This window comes from Cryobacterium sp. N21 (genome assembly GCF_002929575.1).
GTDB lineage: Bacteria > Actinomycetota > Actinomycetes > Actinomycetales > Microbacteriaceae > Cryobacterium > Cryobacterium flavum.
On record NZ_PJJQ01000028.1, the window covers coordinates 132,175 to 153,149 of the forward strand.

The 20,975-nt window shown below is 65.7% G+C and carries 17 protein-coding genes; 2 read left to right on the forward strand and 15 right to left on the reverse strand.

Annotation, left to right across the window (positions count from 1 at the left end; all coding sequences use genetic code 11):
- Positions 1-34: 34 nt before the first annotated feature.
- The 5 genes from CXY77_RS04910 to CXY77_RS04930 all read right to left on the reverse strand — a co-directional run bounded on the left by CXY77_RS04910 (position 35) and on the right by CXY77_RS04930 (position 7,721).
- Positions 35-2,434, reverse strand: coding sequence for a DUF3488 and transglutaminase-like domain-containing protein (locus CXY77_RS04910; RefSeq protein WP_104088269.1), 2,400 nt, complete (start codon positions 2,432-2,434; stop codon positions 35-37).
- Complete coding sequence (locus tag CXY77_RS04915; RefSeq protein ID WP_158252781.1) at positions 2,427-3,794, reverse strand: DUF58 domain-containing protein; 1,368 nt, start codon at positions 3,792-3,794, stop codon at positions 2,427-2,429. The genes CXY77_RS04910 and CXY77_RS04915 overlap by 8 nt, the downstream gene beginning before the upstream one ends.
- Before the next feature lie 14 nt (positions 3,795-3,808).
- On the reverse strand, positions 3,809-4,918 hold the full coding sequence (locus CXY77_RS04920) for a MoxR family ATPase (RefSeq protein WP_092341226.1): 1,110 nt from the start codon (positions 4,916-4,918) through the stop codon (positions 3,809-3,811).
- Positions 4,915-5,403, reverse strand: a complete 489-nt coding sequence (gene coaD / locus CXY77_RS04925) for a pantetheine-phosphate adenylyltransferase (protein ID WP_092341312.1) — start codon at positions 5,401-5,403, stop codon at positions 4,915-4,917. Before coaD ends, CXY77_RS04920 begins: the two co-directional genes overlap by 4 nt.
- 65 nt (positions 5,404-5,468) lie before the next feature.
- On the reverse strand, positions 5,469-7,721 hold the full coding sequence (locus CXY77_RS04930; RefSeq protein ID WP_092341227.1) for an ATP-dependent DNA helicase RecG: 2,253 nt from the start codon (positions 7,719-7,721) through the stop codon (positions 5,469-5,471).
- Between the two features lie 50 nt (positions 7,722-7,771).
- Between CXY77_RS04930 and rsmD the strand changes: the two genes are divergently transcribed.
- A complete protein-coding gene (rsmD, locus tag CXY77_RS04935; protein ID WP_092341228.1) occupies positions 7,772-8,347 on the forward strand; it encodes a 16S rRNA (guanine(966)-N(2))-methyltransferase RsmD in 576 nt (191 codons plus the stop codon).
- Here rsmD and thiL read toward each other — a convergent pair.
- Complete coding sequence (gene thiL / locus CXY77_RS04940; RefSeq protein ID WP_092341229.1) at positions 8,344-9,378, reverse strand: thiamine-phosphate kinase; 1,035 nt, start codon at positions 9,376-9,378, stop codon at positions 8,344-8,346. The genes rsmD and thiL overlap by 4 nt on opposite strands.
- A 24-nt stretch (positions 9,379-9,402) precedes the next feature.
- Between thiL and CXY77_RS04945 the strand changes: the two genes are divergently transcribed.
- A complete protein-coding gene (locus tag CXY77_RS04945) occupies positions 9,403-9,927 on the forward strand; it encodes a DUF3515 family protein (protein WP_104088273.1) in 525 nt (174 codons plus the stop codon).
- Positions 9,928-9,960: 33 nt separating this feature from the next.
- On the opposite strand, the gene CXY77_RS04950 is transcribed toward CXY77_RS04945, so the two are convergent.
- The 9 genes from CXY77_RS04950 to CXY77_RS04990 form a co-directional block, all read right to left on the reverse strand.
- A complete protein-coding gene (locus CXY77_RS04950; RefSeq protein WP_092341231.1) occupies positions 9,961-11,058 on the reverse strand; it encodes a D-alanine--D-alanine ligase family protein in 1,098 nt (365 codons plus the stop codon).
- Positions 10,958-12,109, reverse strand: coding sequence for an NAD(P)H-dependent glycerol-3-phosphate dehydrogenase (locus tag CXY77_RS04955; protein WP_233197235.1), 1,152 nt, complete (start codon positions 12,107-12,109; stop codon positions 10,958-10,960). Before CXY77_RS04955 ends, CXY77_RS04950 begins: the two co-directional genes overlap by 101 nt.
- The gene (locus CXY77_RS04960) at positions 12,099-12,896 is read right to left on the reverse strand and encodes a 1-acyl-sn-glycerol-3-phosphate acyltransferase (RefSeq protein ID WP_233197236.1); all 798 of its coding nucleotides are present in this window, start codon (positions 12,894-12,896) and stop codon (positions 12,099-12,101) included. The genes CXY77_RS04955 and CXY77_RS04960 overlap by 11 nt, the downstream gene beginning before the upstream one ends.
- A 7-nt stretch (positions 12,897-12,903) precedes the next feature.
- Positions 12,904-14,211 carry a UDP-N-acetylglucosamine 1-carboxyvinyltransferase gene (murA, locus tag CXY77_RS04965; RefSeq protein WP_233197242.1) on the reverse strand — a complete coding sequence of 436 codons (1,308 nt, stop codon included), beginning with the start codon at positions 14,209-14,211 and terminating at the stop codon, positions 12,904-12,906.
- 150 nt (positions 14,212-14,361) lie between these two features.
- Positions 14,362-14,979, reverse strand: coding sequence for a 3-isopropylmalate dehydratase small subunit (gene leuD / locus CXY77_RS04970; protein ID WP_092341234.1), 618 nt, complete (start codon positions 14,977-14,979; stop codon positions 14,362-14,364).
- Between the two features lie 5 nt (positions 14,980-14,984).
- On the reverse strand, positions 14,985-16,442 hold the full coding sequence (gene leuC, locus CXY77_RS04975) for a 3-isopropylmalate dehydratase large subunit (RefSeq protein WP_104088275.1): 1,458 nt from the start codon (positions 16,440-16,442) through the stop codon (positions 14,985-14,987).
- Positions 16,443-16,591: 149 nt separating this feature from the next.
- Positions 16,592-17,383 carry a PP2C family serine/threonine-protein phosphatase gene (locus tag CXY77_RS04980; RefSeq protein ID WP_092341236.1) on the reverse strand — a complete coding sequence of 264 codons (792 nt, stop codon included), beginning with the start codon at positions 17,381-17,383 and terminating at the stop codon, positions 16,592-16,594.
- A 37-nt stretch (positions 17,384-17,420) separates the two neighbouring features.
- The gene (locus CXY77_RS04985; RefSeq protein ID WP_092341237.1) at positions 17,421-18,446 is read right to left on the reverse strand and encodes a TerC family protein; all 1,026 of its coding nucleotides are present in this window, start codon (positions 18,444-18,446) and stop codon (positions 17,421-17,423) included.
- 247 nt (positions 18,447-18,693) lie between these two features.
- On the reverse strand, positions 18,694-20,975 hold a 2,282-nt coding region (locus tag CXY77_RS04990), incomplete at its 5' end, for an Ig-like domain-containing protein (protein ID WP_199181881.1).

The window sequence follows — 20,975 nt, forward strand, 5'->3', positions numbered from 1 at the left end:
CGTAAATTGTACGCGCTGCGCGTGGGTGCTTCGTTCAGGGGGCGATCGTGCGGGCGCGACGGTCTCCGCGCAGCACCGCGGCCAGGGTGGCGAACAGCGAGGTGGGCGCAAAGTTTGCCCGCAAACGGATGCCGGCACTCGCGCCGCCGTGCAGCCCGCGCAGCACCCGGGTCAGGTCGGCGGCGAGGGTGTCGGCCCGCACAGGCGACCGGTCGAACCGCGATCGCTCCAGCGCGAGGAGTACTCGTTCGAGCGCTTCCGTCGACGCCGGGTCGAGGGTTCCAAGGCGCTCCAGTCGGCCGGCAAACGCTCGCGGAGTGTCGGTGATCGGCGTCGGTATGCCGTGATCGAGACTGGTGTGCTGCACTTCGATCCAGGCGAGCCCGGCGCCAGCGCCTCCGGAGCGGATGCGCCGCACCCGCGAGCGCCGGAGCATCCGTCTGGCGACCCCGGGCAGAAGCAGCAGCAGGAGACCCAGTGCGCTGAACCCGAGTACTGCGAGCAGGTTGCTGGCCTCGACGCTCTGCGGCGTGGTACCGCGTTCCAGGGCGGAATCGTCGGCCAGCCGGTCGGGGCTGAGCCCGGGAGCACTCGTGGCGGCGGCACCGCCGGGCGCGGCCGTCGGCGTGCCGACATCCGCTGCCTGCTCGTAGTTGGGGACGGTACCGCGGCCGGGCGTCGGCTCGAATCTCACCCAGCCAATTCCCACGAAGTACAGTTCCGGCCAGGCGTGCAGGTCGTGCGAGTCCACGTTGTACTGCCCGAGCCCCTGCTCGAGGTCCTGGGATTTGACGCCGGGCAGGTAGCCGAGCGAGACCCGGGAGGGAATGCCGAAGGTACGTGCCATCGCGGCCATGGCGGAGGCGAAATGCACGCAGTAGCCGCGCTTTTCCTTCAGGAACACTCCGATCACATCCACTCCCCCGCCGTCGTAGCCGTCTTCAACGGGCGCGTCGGTGTCGTAGATGAAGGCGCTGCTGCGCAGATAGTCCTGAATGGCGACGGCAGCGTCATAGTTCGATGTCGTTTCCGCCGTCACCTGCCGGGCCGTCTCCTCGATGATCGGCGGCGGATCGACCGGCAGTTGCAGATTGCCCAGGACGCTCGCCGGATAGTCGGTGCTGGAGCGCCGCAGTTGCTCGGCGGTGGGTTTCAGCTCCAGGGACGACACCGTATATTCCTGGCCGAGGGTGTTCGCCGTTACACTCGCAATCGCCCGGGTGCGGCTGTCCCAGTACCAGCGACCGGTGAGGCCCTCAATGCTGGTGGCGCGGGCCGGTGCGGGCAGCCAATGGCTGTTGACGCCCTCGATGACGACCGATGTCGACGCTGGCACCGTCTCCACGTTGGCGTCGAGCCCGAATGGCCGCGGGATGTCGTCGACGGTATTGCGCACGTCTGCCCCGTCGATGCGTGCCGTCCAGGTCAACCCGATGACCTCATCGAGGGTGAGCAGCGTGAAATAGGGCTGCTCCGTGCCGGTCGAGGTGTAGTGAAATGCCGGTCCAGCCTTGGGCCGACGCAGGTCCTGCCCGAGATTGATCATGGGGCTGACTCCGCTGCCGAACAGTAAACCACCAGGCCTTGCCGTCACGAGTCCCCCGGATGTCAAGGCGGGGGCAAGCGTGCTGAGAATCAGGGCAGCCACGATGGTCACGGATCCCAGCACGAATGTGCCGCCGATCCGGCCGCGGCCGCGCACCCGCTCTGGCCGGTACACACGTGGCTCGCCCGGTCCGACCGCCAGACGCGCTGCTTCCCGTGCGCGACGCGCCGACACATCGACCCGCAGCACAAGTAGAAAAGCGGCCGCCGTCACCACGAGCACGGCGACGTCGGTCCCGTCGTCGATGATGAATCCCGGCACGAGGAGCGGCACGAGTGCGCCGGCTGCGGCAAGGGCGGGCCAGCGCAGCGTCACCGCGAGCAGGTCCATGAGAACCGCGATCAGCCCGGTGCCGCCGGCGAGCAGAAAGAGGATGCCGAGGGTCACCTCGGCCGGCGTGCTCTGCTGGGCGATGGACGCCCCGCCGGAGTCGATCAGACCGCTGAACAGGCCAATGGTTTGCGGCGTCGGAATGATCCAGAACAGGCCGGTTCCACCGCCGAACAGGAGCGTCATCGTGCCGACCAGCACCGCGCCGCTCGCCACCGGAGCGATCGGGCGCGACAGCCCGAACCGACGAAACACAGCCGCGCTGAGCAGCACGACGGATCCAACCGCCGCACAGACCCACCACCAGGCGTTGCCGCGCAGCAGGGGCGCGAGCGCCGCACAGGAGCTGAGCAGCAAGAAAAGCAAACTGAGGGCGAGCGGCCAGAGCGCGGCAACTCGCTCGCCGCGCCGACGGCGGTGCGCCCGAGGCGGGCTCACCTGGCGTGCCGGCGACGGGGAATCTGCGGCCGGCGCCTCCTGAGCGACCAGGCTAGTCATGGCTGGCTCCTCGCTCCCCGCTCACGTCGTTCCACACGTCTTCCAGGTTCTCGGCCGTGGCCAGCTCCACACAGCGCCACCCCGCGGCCTGCAGGCGTTCGCGGGCCGGCGCCCCGACCGTTCGTTGCACCAACGCGACGGCGGGTTCACAGTGTCGCGCGAGGGCAACGAGATCGTCGACATCAGCTTCGGACACGCTCACGAGCATCGCGAATGTCGGAAGCGATGGCTGCGCGCCCCGCAGGGCTGCGCGCAGCGGCGCCCGGCGCTCTGCGGCGAGGCGAGCGCTGCGGGTCGGCCACGGCACCGGAACCACACTGGCCAGGGCTTCCAGCAGGGCGCGATCACCGCCGGGGGCTCGAAAAGTCGCTGGCACGTCGCCGTGCAACCCGCCCAGGGTCTGCTGGTCGCCCGGCAGCAACTGGCTGGCACCCAGCTCGATCACCTCGACCCGGTAACCGGCGTCGAGCAGGTGCACACCAACGGATGCTGCCAGCTCGATCTCGAGTTCAAATCCGGCCCCGAGATGCGGTGGAAGATGCCCGGCGCCGAGCCCCGCCGCGCCGGCCAGGGTCGTATCGAGCACGATCCGGGCCTCCGGGTTGCTGCGCTGCTCCTCCTGCCGCACCATGATTTCGCCGTGCCGGGCGGTGGCCGGCCAGTTGACGCGACGCAGCGCATCCCCAGGGCGGTATTCGCGGGCGATGAGTTCGTCGGAGGTGGGGGTGGCCTGGCGCACCAGCTCGCGAATCGACCCATCGTTGCTGGACTGGGCAAGGCCGTTGCCCGGTAGCGGCGTCACGCGCGGCGTCACGATCAGGTCGTGGGGAGAGCCGGCAGTTCGGTCGCTGCGCGCGAAGCCAAATGGGTCCTGGCGTGACACGCGGAGCGGGCCGACGTCGTAGACGCCGCGATGTCGCGGCACGACAGTGTATTCCAGACGCACAGTCGCGCCGGTTGCGCCGTTCCGACTAACGAGTGGAAGGATAGCCGCCGGCGGCGCCTCCACGCCGGGCGACGGGGTGTCAGCCCACCAGGCGCCGCTGAGCGGTGTCGCCGAGAGGTTGCTCAGCTGCAGCGAGACCACACTCTCACCGCCGACCGGCACGATCGGCGGCCGAAAGACCCTGGTGACCTCGACCCGGGCCGGGCGGAGCGAAACGTAACCGGCGGCGACGAGCGGAGCCACAATCATCAGGCTGGCCACGAATAGCATGTCGCGGCTGTTGACCAGCACCGCGTTGGCGAACAGCACGACTCCGGCGGCCAGAATAACCCAGCCGCGCAGGGTGAGACGCGTGGCGAATCGGGCTGCCAGCCGCGTGTACCAGTCGGCATTGACCAGCCCGGAATCTCTCACCCCGCGTGCCATGACTACGACGTTCCGGTAGATCCAACGGCACGCACCTGCGTCACCGATCGGGACAGAGCGGATGCCGCGACACCGATTGGCACCGGCGTATCAGCGAGGATTCGACGCACGATGTCGTCGATCACCGGACCGCTGTCCTGGTGGTGGTGGCCGAGCGCCCGGCTGGTGGGGACCAGCCGATGGCCGAGAACGGCCACGGCGAGCGAGTCGATGTCGTCGGGCAGCACGTAGTCCCGACCGTTCAACGCCGCCTGGGCCTTCGCGGCACGGATGAGCTGCAGGGTCGCGCGCGGGCTGGCGCCGAGGCGCAGGTCCCGGTCGTCGCGGGTGGCCCGCACGAGATTGACCGCGTATTCCTTGACCGCGCCAGAGGCGAAGACGCCTCGCGCCGTGAGCATCATGTCGCGCAGGGTCTCCCCCGACACCACGGCCGAGATCAGTGCGAGCGGGCTGTTCGTGTCGCGCGAGTCGAGCATCGCGAGCTCAGAGTCGGGGTCGGGATATCCCATGGAGATGCGGGCCATGAACCGGTCCCGCTGCGCTTCCGGAAGGGCGTACGTTCCCTCCATCTCGATCGGGTTCTGGGTGGCGATGACGGTGAACGGCAGGGCGAGCGGGTACGTGACGCCGTCGACGGTGACCTGGCGTTCCTCCATGGATTCCAGCAGCGCCGACTGGGTTTTCGGACTCGCCCGGTTGATCTCGTCACCGATGACGATGTTGGCGAAGACCGGGCCCGGTTTGAACTCAAACCGACGCTCGGCCTGATTGAACACCGACACCCCGGTCACATCGGAGGGCAGCAGGTCCGGGGTGAATTGAATGCGCCCGACCGTGCAATCCACGGAACGGGCGAGGGCCTTGGCGAGCATGGTCTTGCCGACACCGGGCACATCTTCGATTAGGAGGTGCCCTTCGGCCAGCAGAACGGTCAGGGCGATCTGCACAGCCTCGTGCTTGCCATCAATAACCGTCTCAACGTTGCGCATGATCGCGCGTCCGGCTTCTTGCAGTTCCCCGAGGTCAACGGTCGTGTCAGCGTCATTCGACGGAACCGACGCCAGTTCCGCCCTGCTTGAATCGGTGGAGGAGCGAGTCGGTTTGAGGTTCATACCCGCGAACGCTCCAGATATTCCGCTACGGCCCGTGGCACGTAGGGCGAGACATCGCCGCCGAGACCGGCCACCTGGCGTACCAGGGAGCTGGAGACATGGGCGTTGGCCGGGTCGGGCAGCAGAAAGACCGTTTCTACCGCGGCCAGATTGCGATTCACGATCGCCATGGGAGTCTCGTAGGCCACGTCAACCTGCGAACGGATGCCCTTCACCAGAACGCTCGCACCGACATCCATGCAGTAGTCGACGAGCAGCCCCATGCTCCAGCTGGCGACCACGATATTGGTCGGAAGCCCGGCTTCTTTGATGGCCTGTTCCAGCAGCGACACTCGCTGGCTGATCGGCAACAGGGCCGATTTGTCGGGGTTATGCACCACGAGCACATGGAGCTCGTCGAACAGGCCGGCCGCGCGATCGATCACGTCCAAGTGGCCCAGGGTGACGGGGTCAAATGATCCAGGGACAACGGCGATCCTGCGCATGATCACACCCTACTGCCAGACGCTGACGGAACGCTGCCCGACGCATCCGCTTGGCGTGGACATAATCAGCCTTTGTTGAGCCAGCTGCGTTCGGAATCGTTCAGGCGGCGCGCGATCGCATTGCGCAGAGCCTCATTGGTGCGGATGCCCGGATCGCCCGTCACCAAGTGGAAGGCCGCCCGTCGCACCTCGGCGATCAGGTCGCCGTCGACCGCCACCCGAAGAAAACGCAGTTTCGAGCCGTCACCCGATTGCAGATCGCCGAGCACGTTGCCCTCTCGGCGCAGGGCGAGGTCGAGTTCGGCGAGTACGAAACCATCCAGCGTCGCGGCGACATCGCCGATGCGCTGGCGGGCCGGAGACCCGGCCCGGGAATTGGTGACCAGAAGGCAGAGGCCTGGCACGGACCCGCGCCCGACACGGCCGCGCAACTGGTGCAACTGGGAGACACCGAAGCGATCCGCGTCGAGCACCACCATGGCCGAGGCGTTCGGCACGTCGACACCCACCTCGATAACGGTCGTGGCCACGAGAACATCGATCTCGCCGGCGGCGAACGACCGCATGATGCGGTCTTTCTCGTCGCTCGTCATGCGCCCGTGCAGGGCCTCCAGACGATAGGGGGCGAGCGTCGGTACGCCGCGCATGCCTTCGAGAACCTCGTCCACGTTGAACAGGGGACCGGCTTTCTCTCCGTGCGACGGTTCGATTCCGACCAGGTCAGCGGGGACTTCCTCAATTTCTGCCGGAGAAATCGCCGGACAGACAACGAAGCCCTGACGCCCGAGCGCGAGCTCCTGCGCCAGGCTCGCCCAGACCCGCCCAAACAGGGCTCCGTTCTCGCCCATGGGCACCACGACACTGCGAATCCCTTGGCGCCCCGACGGCAGCATGCGAATGGTACTCACGTCGAGGTCGCCGAACACTGTCATCGCGATCGTGCGCGGAATGGGCGTGGCCGTCATGACCAGCACGTGCGGTGGCTGCGCGCCCTTCAACCGCAGGGTTTCACGCTGGTCGACGCCAAACCGGTGCTGTTCGTCGATGACGATCAAACCGAGATCGAAGAACGTTACGGTATCGCTGAGCAGCGCGTGGGTGCCGATCACGATGCGCGACTGACCCGACACCGTGCGCAGCAGTGCCTTGCGCTTCTGGGCGACCGGCAGCTTGCCGGTCAGTAGTGTCGGCATGAGTTCGGCCGCGAGATCGGGGCCGAGAAGCGTGGTGATCGACCGCAGATGCTGCGCAGCCAGCACTTCGGTGGGTGCCAGCAGCGCCGTCTGGCCTCCGCTGTCGGCTACGGCGAGCATGGCCCGCAGGGCGACAACAGTCTTGCCCGAACCGACCTCGCCCTGCAGCAACCGGTTCATGGGGCCAGACCGGGCCATGTCGCTGGCGATCTCGGCCGCACAGATCTCCTGGTCGACCGTCAGTACGAACGGCAGGGTCGCGTCAAAGCGTTCGAGGTACCCGCCAGGGGTGGGCACTCGCGGCCGGGTTCGGCGCTCCCGCGCGAGACTGTGCCGCTGCAGGAGCGCGCACTGCAGCACCCAGGCCTCGGTGAACCGCAACGTCTCCTCCGCGGCCTTCCATTGCTTCGGATTGTCGGGGCTGTGAATCCAGCGGATGGCCTGGGTGTGGTCGAGCAGGCCGTGTTCGATCCGCATGTCCTGGGGAACCGGGTCGGGCAGGTTGCCCACGCGTTGCAGCACCTGGTCGATCATGGTCTGCAGGTTCCAGCTGGTCTCTGCGGCCGTTGCCGCGTAAATGGGGATGAGCGGCTTGTGGCGAAGCCGCACCGCCGGGTCATCGCGAGCCTCTTCTTCTTCGCTTTCAAAGGTCTTGTACGACGGGTTCGCCAGCTGACTCCGGTTTTGAAAGGTGGTCACCTTGCCGGAAAAACTGCCACGCAGCCCTGGGCGCAATTGATCGAGACGCCACTGCTGGCTGCTCTTGCCGAAGAACGTGAGCAGGAACTCCCCACCTCCGTCGGAAATGACCACCTCAACGATCGTGCCGGGCCGCGATGACATGCGCTTTTCTCGCACTGACACAATGTCGGCGATGACCGTGATGTTGGCGCCGGGGGTGAGTTGATTCAGCGGTCGGAGCACCTCGCGGTCGGCGTAGTCGCGCGGGTAGTGGCTGAGCAAGTCGTTGACGGTCTGAAAACCGAACGCCTTCAGGAGCGCTTTCGCCTTGAGTGCGCCGAGGGCACTCGTCAGGCTGCTATCGGGGGTGAGAGGCTGCAGCCGGGGTGCCGGCAGGGAACCACCATCGAATTCGGGGCCACTGGCAGCGCTCGAACCGGTCATGGTTCCATCGTAAACCGGGCCTCTGACAGGGCAGCTAGGCTCGATGGGTTATGACGCGAATTATTTCCGGGTTTGCCGGCTCCCTGACTTTGGCGGTTCCGAAATCGGGCACCCGACCGACCAGCGACCGGGTGCGCGAGGCCATCTTCTCGGCACTCGACTCACTTGATGCCTTGCACGGCATGCGCGTTCTCGACCTGTATGCCGGATCGGGCGCTCTGGGACTCGAAGCAGCGAGCCGCGGAGCGCGAGTGGTGACGCTGGTCGAGAACAGTTACGGCGCGGCGGCCATGTGCCGCAAGAACGGCGAGGCCGTGCAGCGGTCAGCCCCGAAAGGTGCAGAACTGAAGATTGCGGTGTCGTCACAGGCGGTGCAGTCGTTCCTGGCGGCCACCAAGGACGGCTTCGATGTCGTCTTCATCGACCCGCCGTACGACCTCACCGAGGTTGAGCTCGGGCACAATCTGAGTGCGTTGGCCCCACTGCTGGCCGACGACGCGCTCGTGGTGCTGGAGCGCAGTTCCCGCTCACCCGAGCCGGAATGGGGCCCCGGGCTCGAGCTCGATCGCCGCAAGGACTACGGCGACACGACTGTCTGGTACGCCTCTCCACCTGAACTGAATTAGCCCGCCGCGCCGTCCCAGCCGCGATAGGGGTCCCAGCCGCCCTGATCGTGCGGGGAACCGTCGACGGTGATCATGCCCGCGTGCGAAGCGGATGCCGCCACAACCGTTCCGAGGCTCCGAAAGCCCGCCGGCAGAACGGCGCCGGGCGGGAAAGTTGCCAGCAGCCCGTGGTCTTCGCCGCCGCCAAGAGCGACCTCGATGCGGTCGCCCAGGCTCGCGGAGTCGAAATCGATGCCCACTCCGCTGGCACGCGCAATGCGTCCGGCGTCGATGGCGAGCCCATCGGAGACGTCGAGCATGGCGGTGGCGCCCGCGAGGGCTGCGATCGGTCCGCTCGCAATCGGCGGCACGGGGGTGAGCTGGGCTGCCACTTCGGTCGGGTGCGAGAGTTTGAGCGCGTTGGCGCGGTCAAGGTTGGGCACTCCGTTGGCGTCGACGCCCAGGCGAAACAGCAGTTCGAGACCGCGACCGGCGTCGCCGAGCAGCCCGGAGTGCGCCACAACGTCGCCGGGGCGCGCGCCCGAGCGCAATACGGGCGCGCGGCCCTCCAGGTCGCCGAAGGCCGTCACAGCCAGCGTGAGGGCGTCCGACGCGGACAGGTCGCCGCCGACCACCCCGCAGCCGGGCGCGAGTGCCTCACAACAGTCCCGCAGCCCGTCGGCGATGCCCTCGAGCACCACCACGGGCGTCGACGGCGGTGCGGCAATGGCTACGACGAGGGCGGTCGGGCGGGCTCCCATCGCTGCCACGTCGGAGAGGTTGGTGGCCGCGGCCTTCCAACCGAGGTCGTGCGGCGTGGACCAGGCCAGACGAAAATCCGGACCTTGAATCATCATGTCGGTCGTCACCACGAAGCGTCCGTCGGGAGCGGAGACGACTGCTGCGTCGTCCCCCGGGCCAAGCAGCTGCGCGGCTGCGGTCGGCAGCCGGGGAAAGATTCGGCCGAGTACGGCGCCTTCGCTCAGGTCGGCGAGCGTTTCGGTGGTGGCGGTATGCGGGGCTGAACGCGGGGCATCCGCAGCGGTTGTCATGTAAGAAACGGTAGCCTGAATACGATGTCTCACCCATTCCTGCTCCCGCGCTTCGCTCCCCGTCGTTCCATCGCCGTCGTCACCGTGCTCGCGGGCTCACTGCTGCTGGCGGGCTGCGCCGCCGCCGTGCCGCTGACCCCGGCCGCCGATGCCACCAATGTGGCCTGCGCCGACGTAATCGTGCACCTGCCGTCCACCGTCGCCGACGAGCGCTCGCGGGAGACGAACGCCCAGGGGACAGGGGCCTGGGGAGACCCGGCCGCGGTGCTGCTGCACTGCGGTGTTCCGGTGCCTGCGCCGACGACGCTGCCCTGCCTGAACATCAACGGCATCGACTGGATCGAAGATGACTCCGACGCCCCGACCTACCGGTACACGACCTACGGGCGCGACCCCACCATCGAGGTCGTCATCGATTCCGAAGCGGTGAGCGGCTCAACGGCGCTGGTCGACGTGGCCAATGCGGTCGGGTATGTTCCGGCGGCCGGGGCCTGTGTCGGCGCCGAAGACGTGCGGCTGCCCACCGACGGGGCGACGACCGCGCCGTAGTCCGGTCTTACGAGACCGCTGGTGGCGATCGGGTCAGGAACCGTGGCGGGCGTGGGCGATGGCCACCGCGATGAGTTCGCCGACCAGCTCGGGGTAGGTGTAGCCGCTGGCGAGCCAGCAGCTCGGGAACATCGAGATGCTCGTGAAGCCGGGCATGGTGTTGATCTCGTTGATCACCCAGCCGGCCTGCGTGAGAAAGAAGTCCACCCGGGCCAGGCCGGCGCCGCCGATGGCTTCGAACGCCCGAATCGCTAGCTGTTGCACCTCTGCCAGCTCCTCGTCCGACAAGAGAGCGGGGCAGACCAGGTCGACCCCCGGTGCGTCGAGGTATTTCGCGGCAAAGTCGTAGAAGTCACGGCCGGTCACGACGACCTCGCCGGCCACGGAGGCGCGGGTCGGCTCCCCCGGGCGTCCCTGCAGCACGGCAATTTCGAGTTCCCGGCCGATGAGCCCGGATTCGATCAAGACCTTGTTGTCCTCGGCGAGCCCCACCGTCATGGCCTCGGCCAGTTGCTCGGGCGTCGACACCCGGCTGACGCCGACGCTGGAACCCGCGCGCGCCGGCTTGACGAACGCGGGCAGACCCAAGTGCTCGAGGGCGGCGTAGGCGGTTCCGGGGGCCTGCGCCCAGTCATCCGCTGTCAGGGTGCGCCACGGCGCTACCGGTAGTGCCGCCTGCTGGAACACGGTCTTGGCAAAGTGTTTGTCCATACCCAAAGCGGATGCGAGCACTCCCGAGCCGACATACGGCAGGCCGAGCAGATCGAGCATGCCTTGGATCGTTCCGTCTTCGCCAAACGGTCCATGCAAGATCGGGAATATGAGGTCGACGGTGCCGAGCGAGCGCACACCCGACGCGTCGACGACGGTCAGTTCCCGGCTCGCTGCGCTCTCCGGCCAGCGCACCCGCGTTCCGTTGTCGGCGACAACGGGCAACGCGGACGCGTTCAGGGCGAACTTGGCTGGGTCGTTGTCTTCCAACACAAACGCACCGTCACGGGTGATTCCCACCGGAATGACCGTGTAGCGATCAGGGTCGAGGGCTGCCAGCACTCCGCCCGCCGTGGCGCAGCTGATCGAGTGTTCGCTGGAACGCCCTCCAAAGAGAAGCACCACCGTGAGCTTGTCCATCGTCAAGTGTCCTTTCGCCCTGCGGTTCGCCGGAGTCTGTTGTTAGGTGCGGCGCAATGTCGCGGGGATTGAGTGTGCCGTCGAGCACCTGGCGTACCTGTTCGACGATGGGCATGTCAACGCCCTTGGCGCGGGCAAGTTCGAGAACGGGCTTCACCGAGGCGAGGCCTTCGGTGGTCTGCTGCATCTGCTTGACGACGTCGTTGATGCTGTAACCCTGGCCGAGCAGTCGCCCGGCCGTATTGTTGCGGGACAGCGGCGACTGGCAGGTGGCGATGAGGTCACCGAGACCGGCCAGGCCGGCCAGCGTCTCGGCCTGCGCGCCGTAGGCCACAGCGAAGTCCGTCATTTCGACCAGACCACGGGTGATGATCGAGGCCTTGGTGTTTTCGCCAAAGCCGACACCGTCGACGATGCCGATGGCAACCGCAATGAGGTTCTTCAGCACGCCACCGAATTCGGTGCCGATGACGTCGGTGTTGATGTACGAACGAAAATAGCGGTTGGTGGCCAGTTTGGCCACGGCCTGCGCGGTTTCCAGGCTCACCGAGGAGACGACAGCCCCCGTGGGCTGCTCCTTGGCGATTTCGAGCGCCAGGTTCGGCCCGCTGATCGCGGCAATGCGAGCGGGGTCGATGCTCAGCACCTCTTCGATCACCGTGCTCATGCGCATGCCGGTGGAGCGCTCGACGCCCTTCATGAGCGAGACGACGATCGCGTTCGCGGCCAGGTACGGTTCAACCTGCTTGAGGTTCTCCCGCAGGGACTGGCTGGGCACGGAGACGAAGACCATTTCAGCGCCGGCCAGTGCGAGGTCGAGGCGGCTCGTGGCGCGCAGGCCCAACGGTAGGTTCACGCCGGGCAGGTAGTCGCTGTTACGGCGGGCTTCGGAGATTTCGCGGGCCAACTCGGGGCGGCGGGCCCACAGAACGACGTCGGCCCCGCCATCCGTCAGAATTTTGGCGAAGGTGGTTCCCCAACTACCGGCGCCGAGAACGGCCACCCGGGTGCCTGGTTGGATCTTGAGCAGCTGGGGGGTTCTAGGCTTCAAAACGGCCGGTCTCTTTCTGGTTGTGCTCCGACGGGTTCCAGCGCTTGACCGGAGCCTTTTCGCCGCGCAGGTCTTCGAGCAACGCAGTGATGGCGACCATCACGACGGCCGTCGCCTCGTTGAGCGTGGCGGTATCGAGGCTGCGCCCCCGAAACTGGGCGAGGTCGAGCGGGTCGCCAATTTTCACCCGAATGGTCTTGCGCGGAAACAGGCTGATCTTCTTGGAATACCGCGGCATCAACTTCTGGGTGCCCCAGTGGGCGGCCGGCACGATCGGAATGCCCTGCTCGAGCGCGATGCGCACCGCTCCGGTCTTGCCCCGCATCGGCCACAAGTCGGGGTCGCGGGTGAGCGAGCCTTCCGGGTAGACGACCACGATCTGGCCCTTTTCGACCAGACGCTGGGCGGCCTTGACCGGTTCACTGCCGCGCACCGATCCGCCGCGCTGCACCGGAATCTGGCCAGATTTGGTCAGAACCCAGCCGATGACCGGAATCTTGAAAACGGATGCCTTCGCCAGAAACCGCGGCAGCCGCCCCAGCTTCCAGGCCACGACGCCCATGACCACGGGGTCGATCTCGCTGTAGTGGTTGGGCGAGAAGACGAACGCACCGCTGCGCGGGAACTTGTGGGCGTCGACGATCTCGTACCGGGCCGCGAGGTTCATCACTGGCAGGATCAGCCCGGCGAGAATCCAGAACGCCGAGGGCCGGCTCTTTTCCGAACGGCTTCGGGTAGGCGACTCGGCTGACTCGGGGGATGCTGGCACGTCTTTATTTTCTGGCACGCGCCTATTATCCTTCGAGATCGAAGTCCGCCCCCAAAAGCCGCAGCTTGCCGATGAAGTTCTCATAGCCTCGGCTGATGATTCCCACGTTGCTGACCGTACTGGTGCCCTCGGCGCTGAGTGCCGCGATCAGATGGCTGAAGCCGCCGCGCAGGTCGGGCACAACGATGTCAGCGCCGTGCAGTTTGGTCGGGCCGGTGATGACGGCCGAGTGGTTGAAGTTGCGCTGCCCGAACCTGCAGGGGTGGCCGCCGAGGCATTCCTTGTGAATCTGAATGGTCGCGCCCATTTCCACGAGGGCGTCAACGAAGCCGAACCTTTGCTCGTAGACGGTCTCGTGCACGATCGACGTGCCGTGTGCCTTGGTGAGGGCGATGACGAGCGGCTGCTGCCAGTCCGTCATGAAGCCGGGGTGAACATCCGTTTCGATGATGACAGGCTTCAGATCGCCGCCCGGGTGATAAAAGCGGATGCCGTCGTCGCAGATGTCGAAAGCACCACCGACCTTTCGGAAGACGTTGAGGAAGGTGATCATTTCGGGCTGGCGGGCGCCGCCGACGAAGATGTCACCGTCGGTGGCGAGGGCGGCAGCAGCCCAGCTGGCGGCCTCGTTGCGGTCAAACAGTGCGCGGTGGTTGTAGCCCATGAGGCGGTCCACGCCCTCGATGCGAATCACCCGGTCGGTGTCGACCGTGATGATGGCACCCATCTTCTGCAAAATATTGATGAGATCCATGATCTCGGGCTCGATTGCCGCGCCCTTGAGTTCGGTGATGCCGTCGGCACGCACCGCGGTGAGCAGCACCTGCTCTGTGGCCCCAACGCTCGGGTACGGCAGTTCGAGCTTGGCACCCTTGAGACCGTTCGGTGCCGACATGCGGATGCCGTTGGGCTGTTTCTCGACGACGGCACCAAACTTGCGCAGCACCTCGAGGTGAAAGTCGATCGGTCGGTCGCCGATGCGGCAACCGCCGAGGTCAGGGATGAACGCCTCGCCCAGTCGGTGCAGCAGCGGTCCGCAGAACAGGATCGGGATGCGGCTCGAGCCGGCGTGCGCATCGATCGCGGCGAAGTGCGCGCTCTCCACGTCGACCGGGTCGAGGATGAGGTCGCCCGGCTCGGCGCCCTCGGTCACCTTGACGCCGTGCACCTCGAGCAGGCCCCGAACGATCCGAACATCGCTGATGTTCGGAACGTCCTTGAGCACGCTCGGGGTTTCACCGAGCAGCGCGGCGACCATGGCCTTGGTGACGAGGTTCTTCGCCCCCTTCACCTCGATGCGGCCGACCAGCGGAATACCGCCGCGGATGGTGATCTTGTCGGCGGTGAGGCCAACAGCTGCCCCGTGGTTCTGGGCACTCCCGCGTTCGTTCGCATCGTCGTGCTGCCTGGCGTCATTCAAATTCTTCGCCTCTTGATCACGTCGGGCTTCGCTGAGAGTGCTCACAAAATACCTGTCTTCGTGTTACTTGGAGATTGATTCCGGCGACAGCGCGGGAAGGGTTCGGGGCAACCACGGCTCTCGCGTCGCTTCGAATTCATTGATCCGCGCTTCGTCACGCAGGGTCAGGCCGATGTCATCGAGACCTTCGAGCAGCCGCCATCTAGTGTAATCGTCGATTTCGAAATTCACGGTCAGATCCCCGACACGCACTGTTTTACTCACCAGATCCACGGTCAGTTCGATACCCGGGTCGCTCTCGATCAGGTTCCACAGGGTTTCGGCATCCGCTTCGCTGATCTGGCCGGCGAGCAGACCCTGCTTGCCGGAGTTGCCGCGAAAGATGTCGCCGAATCGGGGGCTGAGCACGACGTCGAAGCCGTAGTCGCGCAGGGCCCAGACGGCGTGTTCGCGTGAAGAGCCGATGCCGAAGTCGGCTCCGGCGATGAGCACGCGACCGCCCTGGTATTCCTTCTTATTGATGACGAAGTCGGGGTCGAGGCGCCAAGCCGCAAAGAGCGCGTCTTCAAAGCCGGTGCGCGTGACGCGCTTGAGGTGCACGGCCGGGATGATCTGGTCAGTGTCGACGTTGGAACGGCGCAGCGGCACCGCGACTCCGGTGACGGTGGTGAATTTCTGCATGCTACTTAGTCTCCATCCTGAACGAGGTCCCACGGGCTCGAGAGCGTGCCGCGAATGGCCGTGGCTGCCGCGACGAGCGGTGACACCAGGTGGGTACGGCCACCCTTGCCCTGTCGTCCCTCAAAGTTTCGGTTACTGGTGGAGGCGCAGCGCTCTCCGGGTTCGAGCTGGTCGGGATTCATCCCGAGGCACATCGAACAGCCGGCGAACCGCCATTCGGCACCGAAATCGAGGAAGATCTTGTCGAGCCCCTCGGCTTCGGCCTCGATGCGCACCCGGGCCGAGCCGGGGACAACCATCATGCGGAGTCCCTCGGCCTTGGTCTTGCCCTTGATGATCTCTGCGGCGGCGCGCAGGTCTTCGACCCGGCTGTTCGTGCAGGAACCGAGAAAAACGGTGTCGACCCGAATGTCCTTCATCGGGGTGCCGACCGCGAGGTCCATATATTCCAGGGCCCGCTCGGCCGCCGAGCGCTCGTTGGCGTCGATGATTGCGGCGGGGTTCGGAACGGATCCGCTCAGGGACACGCCCTGGCCGGGGTTGGTGCCCCAGGTGACGAAGGGTTCGAGCTCGTTGGCGTCGATGATGACCTCGGCGTCGAAGTTGGCGCCCTCATCGGTGGCCAAGGTCTGCCAGTAGGCGACGGCAGCATCCCAGTCGGCGCCACGGGGCGCGTGGGCACGCCCTTCGAGGTAGTCGTAGGTGACCTGGTCGGGGGCCACCATGCCGGCGCGGGCGCCGGCCTCGATCGACATGTTGCAGATGGTCATGCGCCCCTCCATGGAGAGGGCGCGAATAGCCTCACCACGATATTCGAGCACGTAGCCGGCTCCCCCGCCGGTGCCGATTTTGGCGATCACGGCGAGGATGATGTCCTTCGCGGTGACCGCGGTGCGCAGGGCGCCGTTGACCGTGATGGCCATGGTCTTGAACGGGTTCAGCGGCAGTGTCTGGGTGGCCATGACGTGCTCGACCTCGCTCGTGCCGATGCCGAGCGCCATGGCGCCGAAGGCGCCGTGGGTGGAGGTGTGCGAGTCACCGCAGACCACGGTGATGCCGGGCTGGGTCAGGCCGAGCTGCGGGCCGACGACGTGCACGATGCCCTGCTCGATGTCACCGAGCGAGTGCAGGCGCACACCGTATTCGGCGCAGTTGCGACGCAGGGTCTCGATCTGGGTGCGGCTGGTCAGGTCGACAATGGGCTTGTCGATGGCCAGCGTCGGCGTGTTGTGGTCTTCGGTCGCGATGGTCAGATCAGGACGGCGCAGCGGTCGATTGGCCAGGCGTAGACCGTCGAAGGCCTGGGGGCTGGTGACCTCGTGCAGCAGGTGCAGGTCGATGTAAATGAGGTCTGGCGTGCCGTTCTCGCCCTTGCTGACGAGGTGCTTGTCCCAGACCTTTTCAGCCAGCGTGCGCAGGCCGGTGCTGGAATGTTGTTCCGAAGTGGGTATTGCGTTGGTCATTTTGAGCGTCTTCCTCACGAATCGATGGCAGCCACGCCGAACTCCGCGACGAGGGAGGCCTCAGGACAGGGACTCGTCGCGGCACAGAAGAAGTCGGCTCACCACGGATTCAGGGTAACACCTCGTCCAGCCGCCGGCCTCGCCAGCGGTCAGTCGAACGCCGACTCCACGTAGACGACGCTCACGTTGTCACGCCCGCCATGCTCGATGGCCTCAGCGACGAGAATGTCGGCGACGCTGCGCCCGTGCCCATCCAAGCGGATGTCCATGGCCAGGACCCGCGCGATCGCCGCGTCGTCGAGTTCCTTGGTCAGCCCGTCGGAGCAGATCAGAAAGGACTGCTCCCCCAGGGCCGGCAGCAGCCAAACGTCGGCATCGACGAATTCGTCAGCGCCGATCGCGCGGGTGATGACGTTGCGCTCTGGATGCTTCTCAGCGTCCTCGGTGGAGATCAGTCCGGCGTCCAGCATTTCCTGCACCGCGGAATGGTCGACTGACAGCTGGCTCAGAACCCCGTCGGTCCAGGTGTAGACGCGGGAATCGCCGACGTTGAAGGCCATCCAGTGATAGCCGACGTCATCGCCGGCGTCGACGAAAGCGATGCCGGCAAGGGTCGTGCCCGATACTGCGGTGCCGTAGTCGTCGGCTGCGCTGAGATCGCGCACGGCGTCGTTCGAGGAGTGGATGGCGTCGAGTATGCGCTCCGGAGTCGACGGCAGATCGCGCGCGATGTGCTCGTCGAACACCCGCAACACGGTCTGGCTGGCGACCTCACCCTGCGCGTGGCCGCCCATACCATCGGCCACCAGAAAGACCGGTGACTGTGCCAGAAGGCTGTCTTCATTCACCGTGCGCACGCTGCCGACGTCGGTGCGTGCGCTGAAAAAGAGGCGGGCGGTGGCGGTGGAGAGTTCAATCGTGCTCTGCTGGTTCAGAGTCATAAGAACCCTCCGTTCGCCGGTGCCCGGCCTCTATTCGTCATTCCTTGGCGGTCGCCGAAATCTCCTCGGCCAGCGTGTGACCACGCTTCTTGGCATCGTGACGCGCCTTGATCAGGCTCGCGATGGTGGCCACGGCCATGCTACCGATGATCACGCCGAGCGACGTCCAGGTGTCGATCTCCGGGGCCCACTCGATGTTTTCGCCGCCGTTGATGAAGATTACTTCGTTGGTGTGCATTGCGTGCAGCACGAGCTTAACGCCGATGAAAGCAAGGATGACCGCGATGCCGTACTTGAGGTATTCGAGCCGTTCGAGCAGTCCGCCGAGCAGGAAGTACAACTGGCGCAGGCCCATGAGAGCGAAGATGTTGGCCGTGAACACGATGAAGGGGCTCTGGGTGATGCCAAAGATCGCCGGAATCGAGTCGAGCGCGAAGATGAGGTCGGTGGTGCCGATCGCGATGAACACGATCAGCATCGGGGTGAAGACCTTTTTGCCATCGATTCGGGTTCGCACCTTGGAACCGTCGAATTCTGACGAGATACGGATTCGATGACGCAGCAGCCGGATGACCGCGTTCTCTTTGTCCTCGGTTTCTTCCTCGTTGGAGAACGCCTGCTTGACGGCGGTGTAGAAGAGGAACGCCCCGAAGATGTAGAAGATCCAGGCGTAGCTTTCGATCAGCTGGGCGCCGGCGAGAATGAAGATTCCGCGCAGCACGAGGGCGATGATGATGCCCACCATCAGCACTTCTTGCTGGTATTTTCGCGGTACCGAGAACCGCGCCATGATGATCACGAAGACGAAGAGGTTGTCGATCGACAGGCTGTACTCGGTGAGCCAGCCGGCGAGAAACTGCCCGGCATGCTCGGCGTCACCGAGCAGCAGCATGAGCAGTGCGAAGATCAGCGCCAGGGTCACATAGAACGCCACCCACAGGCCAGCCTCGCGCATGCTCGGCACGTGCGGGCGCTTGTAGACGATGAGCAGGTCGGCGACGAGAATCAGGGTCAGAACGACCAGTGATCCAGCCTCGAACCAGAGAGGGAGAGCGAGTTCCACGGGGGCCTTTCAAGAAATAACGGGAGTCGGGTGTTACGGAACCCGAAAGTCTCTCCCGCACCAATAGGACCCAACCGGAACCAATCGATACCACCGCGACCGGGGCCCCGACAGCGCGGCCCGTATTGACGATCGCGACATAGAACCCGATCGGGCCCAGAGGGATACTCCCCTTCGCTTTCAAAATTCTAACAGTGTGGCGGGCGGGCGCGCGCGCGGTCGAAGATTTCCGGGTATGTCGGCGTTTTTACGGATTGATGCGGTGGTGAGTTTTCCGAATGTCCCGTCGCAGGATCAGCAGGAGAACACCGGCCAGCAGCAGAAGGAATGCCGCGCCGCCGATCCCTGGCGCTTCAAATCCCGAGCGGGCGAGTTCGGTCATCTCCGGGGCGACCGCTGCAACGCTGGCATTCTTGGTGCCCGAGTTGATGACGGTAATGGTCTCCGACGCCAGCTGTGCGGTCGAAGAAGTCACGCCGATCATCACGATGTGGTGCAGGCCGGCCGCTGTCGCCTCGGGAACGATGACGCGGGTCACGATGCTGCCGTTGGCATCAGCTGTGACGGTTGACAGCAGCACGGGTGTGGAATGAATCCACACTTGAACGGACTCCCCCGGATCGAAATCGGCACCAGTGACAGCGAGTGACTGCAGTGTACCCTCCTCAACGGTTTGTTCGAGCGTTGTGTTCTGTGGTGGCGTCGTGGCCACCACGAAACTATGGCTAGCCGAGCGCGCATTTCCATACGTGTCCTCGGCTGTGACGACGACGTCTACGTTTCCGTCGGCGAGCACACCGGGCTCAACCGTCCAGACGCCACCGACCTGCACCGTAGCGCTCAACACCTGCCCGGCCACCGTGACCGACACGGTCGCGCCGACCGGGGCATCCGTTGTTCCCGACAGTGTCGGCGTGGTGTCGCGCGTTCGACCCGCCGGGGCCACGGTCACGGCCACCGCGGGTGCGGTCGTGTCGATCGTGAAGACCTGGGTCGACGTTGCCGGGAGGTTCGTTACGCGGTCCACCACGGTCACGTCGACGGTGAAATTACCATCGGCAGAAATTTCGGCCGATTCGACCGACCAGGTTCCGGCAGCCGTCACGGTCGTTCTAAGAACCTGGCCATCGATCGTCACGGTCACTGCCGATCCGGCCGCAGCCGTCGAGGTACCGACGAAGCTCGGTGCTGGATCGTTGGATGCTGCTGCCGCGCCCCCGATGACAGTCACGTCGGGTGCCGCGACCACCGTGTAGACCTGAAGAGCGACACCCGTGTTACCGGCGGCATCCGTGATCGAGGCCGTGATGGTGTGATCGCCCTCGACGAGCGCCCCGGCGGCCACTGACCACGTGCCCCCCGCGATGACCGTGGCGGCGAGCGTCTGGGTGCCCACTGAAACGGATACCGCGGTGCCGACGGGTGCATTGGACGTGCCCGAAATGGTCGGTGTCGTATCGGCGTTGGTGAGTGCGGACCCTCCGGAAATGGACACGATCGGTGCGACGGTGTCGACGGAGTATGCCTGCGTTGCCGTTTGGCTGTTACCCGCCGGGTCCGTGACCACAGCGGAAACCAGGTGATTGCCGTCACTGAGTGCGCCGGCCGTGACCGACCATGCGCCGTCGGAAACGGTCGCGGACAGGGTCTGATCGGCCACGGTGACGGTGACGACGGTGCCGTTGGCGGCATCCGTTGTGCCCGAGATGGTCGGCGTGGAATCGTTGATCAGCGTGGAACCCGTGATGATGGCCAGCGAGGGTTTGGTGGTGTCGACCCTGATGGTCTGGATGGCCGTGCCGGTATTGCCTGCAAGATCCGTGACGGAGACAGTGACGGTGTGCCCGCCCTCGACGAGAGCCGCCGCCGTCACCGACCAAGTACCACCCGCAACAACGGTGGAGGTCAGCGTTTGACCCGTAACGGCCATAGTGTCAGTAACGGTCACAGTGACCGAAGTGCCGACGGGAGCATCCGTCGCTCCAGAGATGGTCGGGGTGCTATCGGCGGTCGTCAGCGCTGCCCCGCCGGTAATGACCAGCGTCGGCGCCGTCGTGTCCAGAGTGATCGCCTGACTCCCCGTGCCGACAAGGCCGCCGACTGCGATGGTGACGACGACTGGGTAGGTGCCATCGGCACCGAGGCCGTCCGCAAGCACCGACCAGGCACCGGCCGTCACCGTCGATGAAACCGTGGTGCCATTGATATCCAGCGTCACGACGCTGTCATTCGCTGCGCTGGTCGTGCCCGAAATAGTCGGAGTTCGATCGCTGGTCGTCTGCGTTGCCCCACCAGCAAAAACCACGGTCGGTGCCTCAGCATCGTGCGTCAAGGCCTGGGTGGCGCTACCGCTGTTACCCGCCAGATCCGTGATCGATACAGTGACGGTGTGCTCGCCCTCGACCAGCGTTGCGGCCGTCACCGACCAAGTACCACCCGCAACAACGGTGGCGGTCAGCGTTTGACCCGCAACCACCACAGTGATCAACGTACCGACCGGGGCATCCGTCGTACCCGAAATCGTCGGCG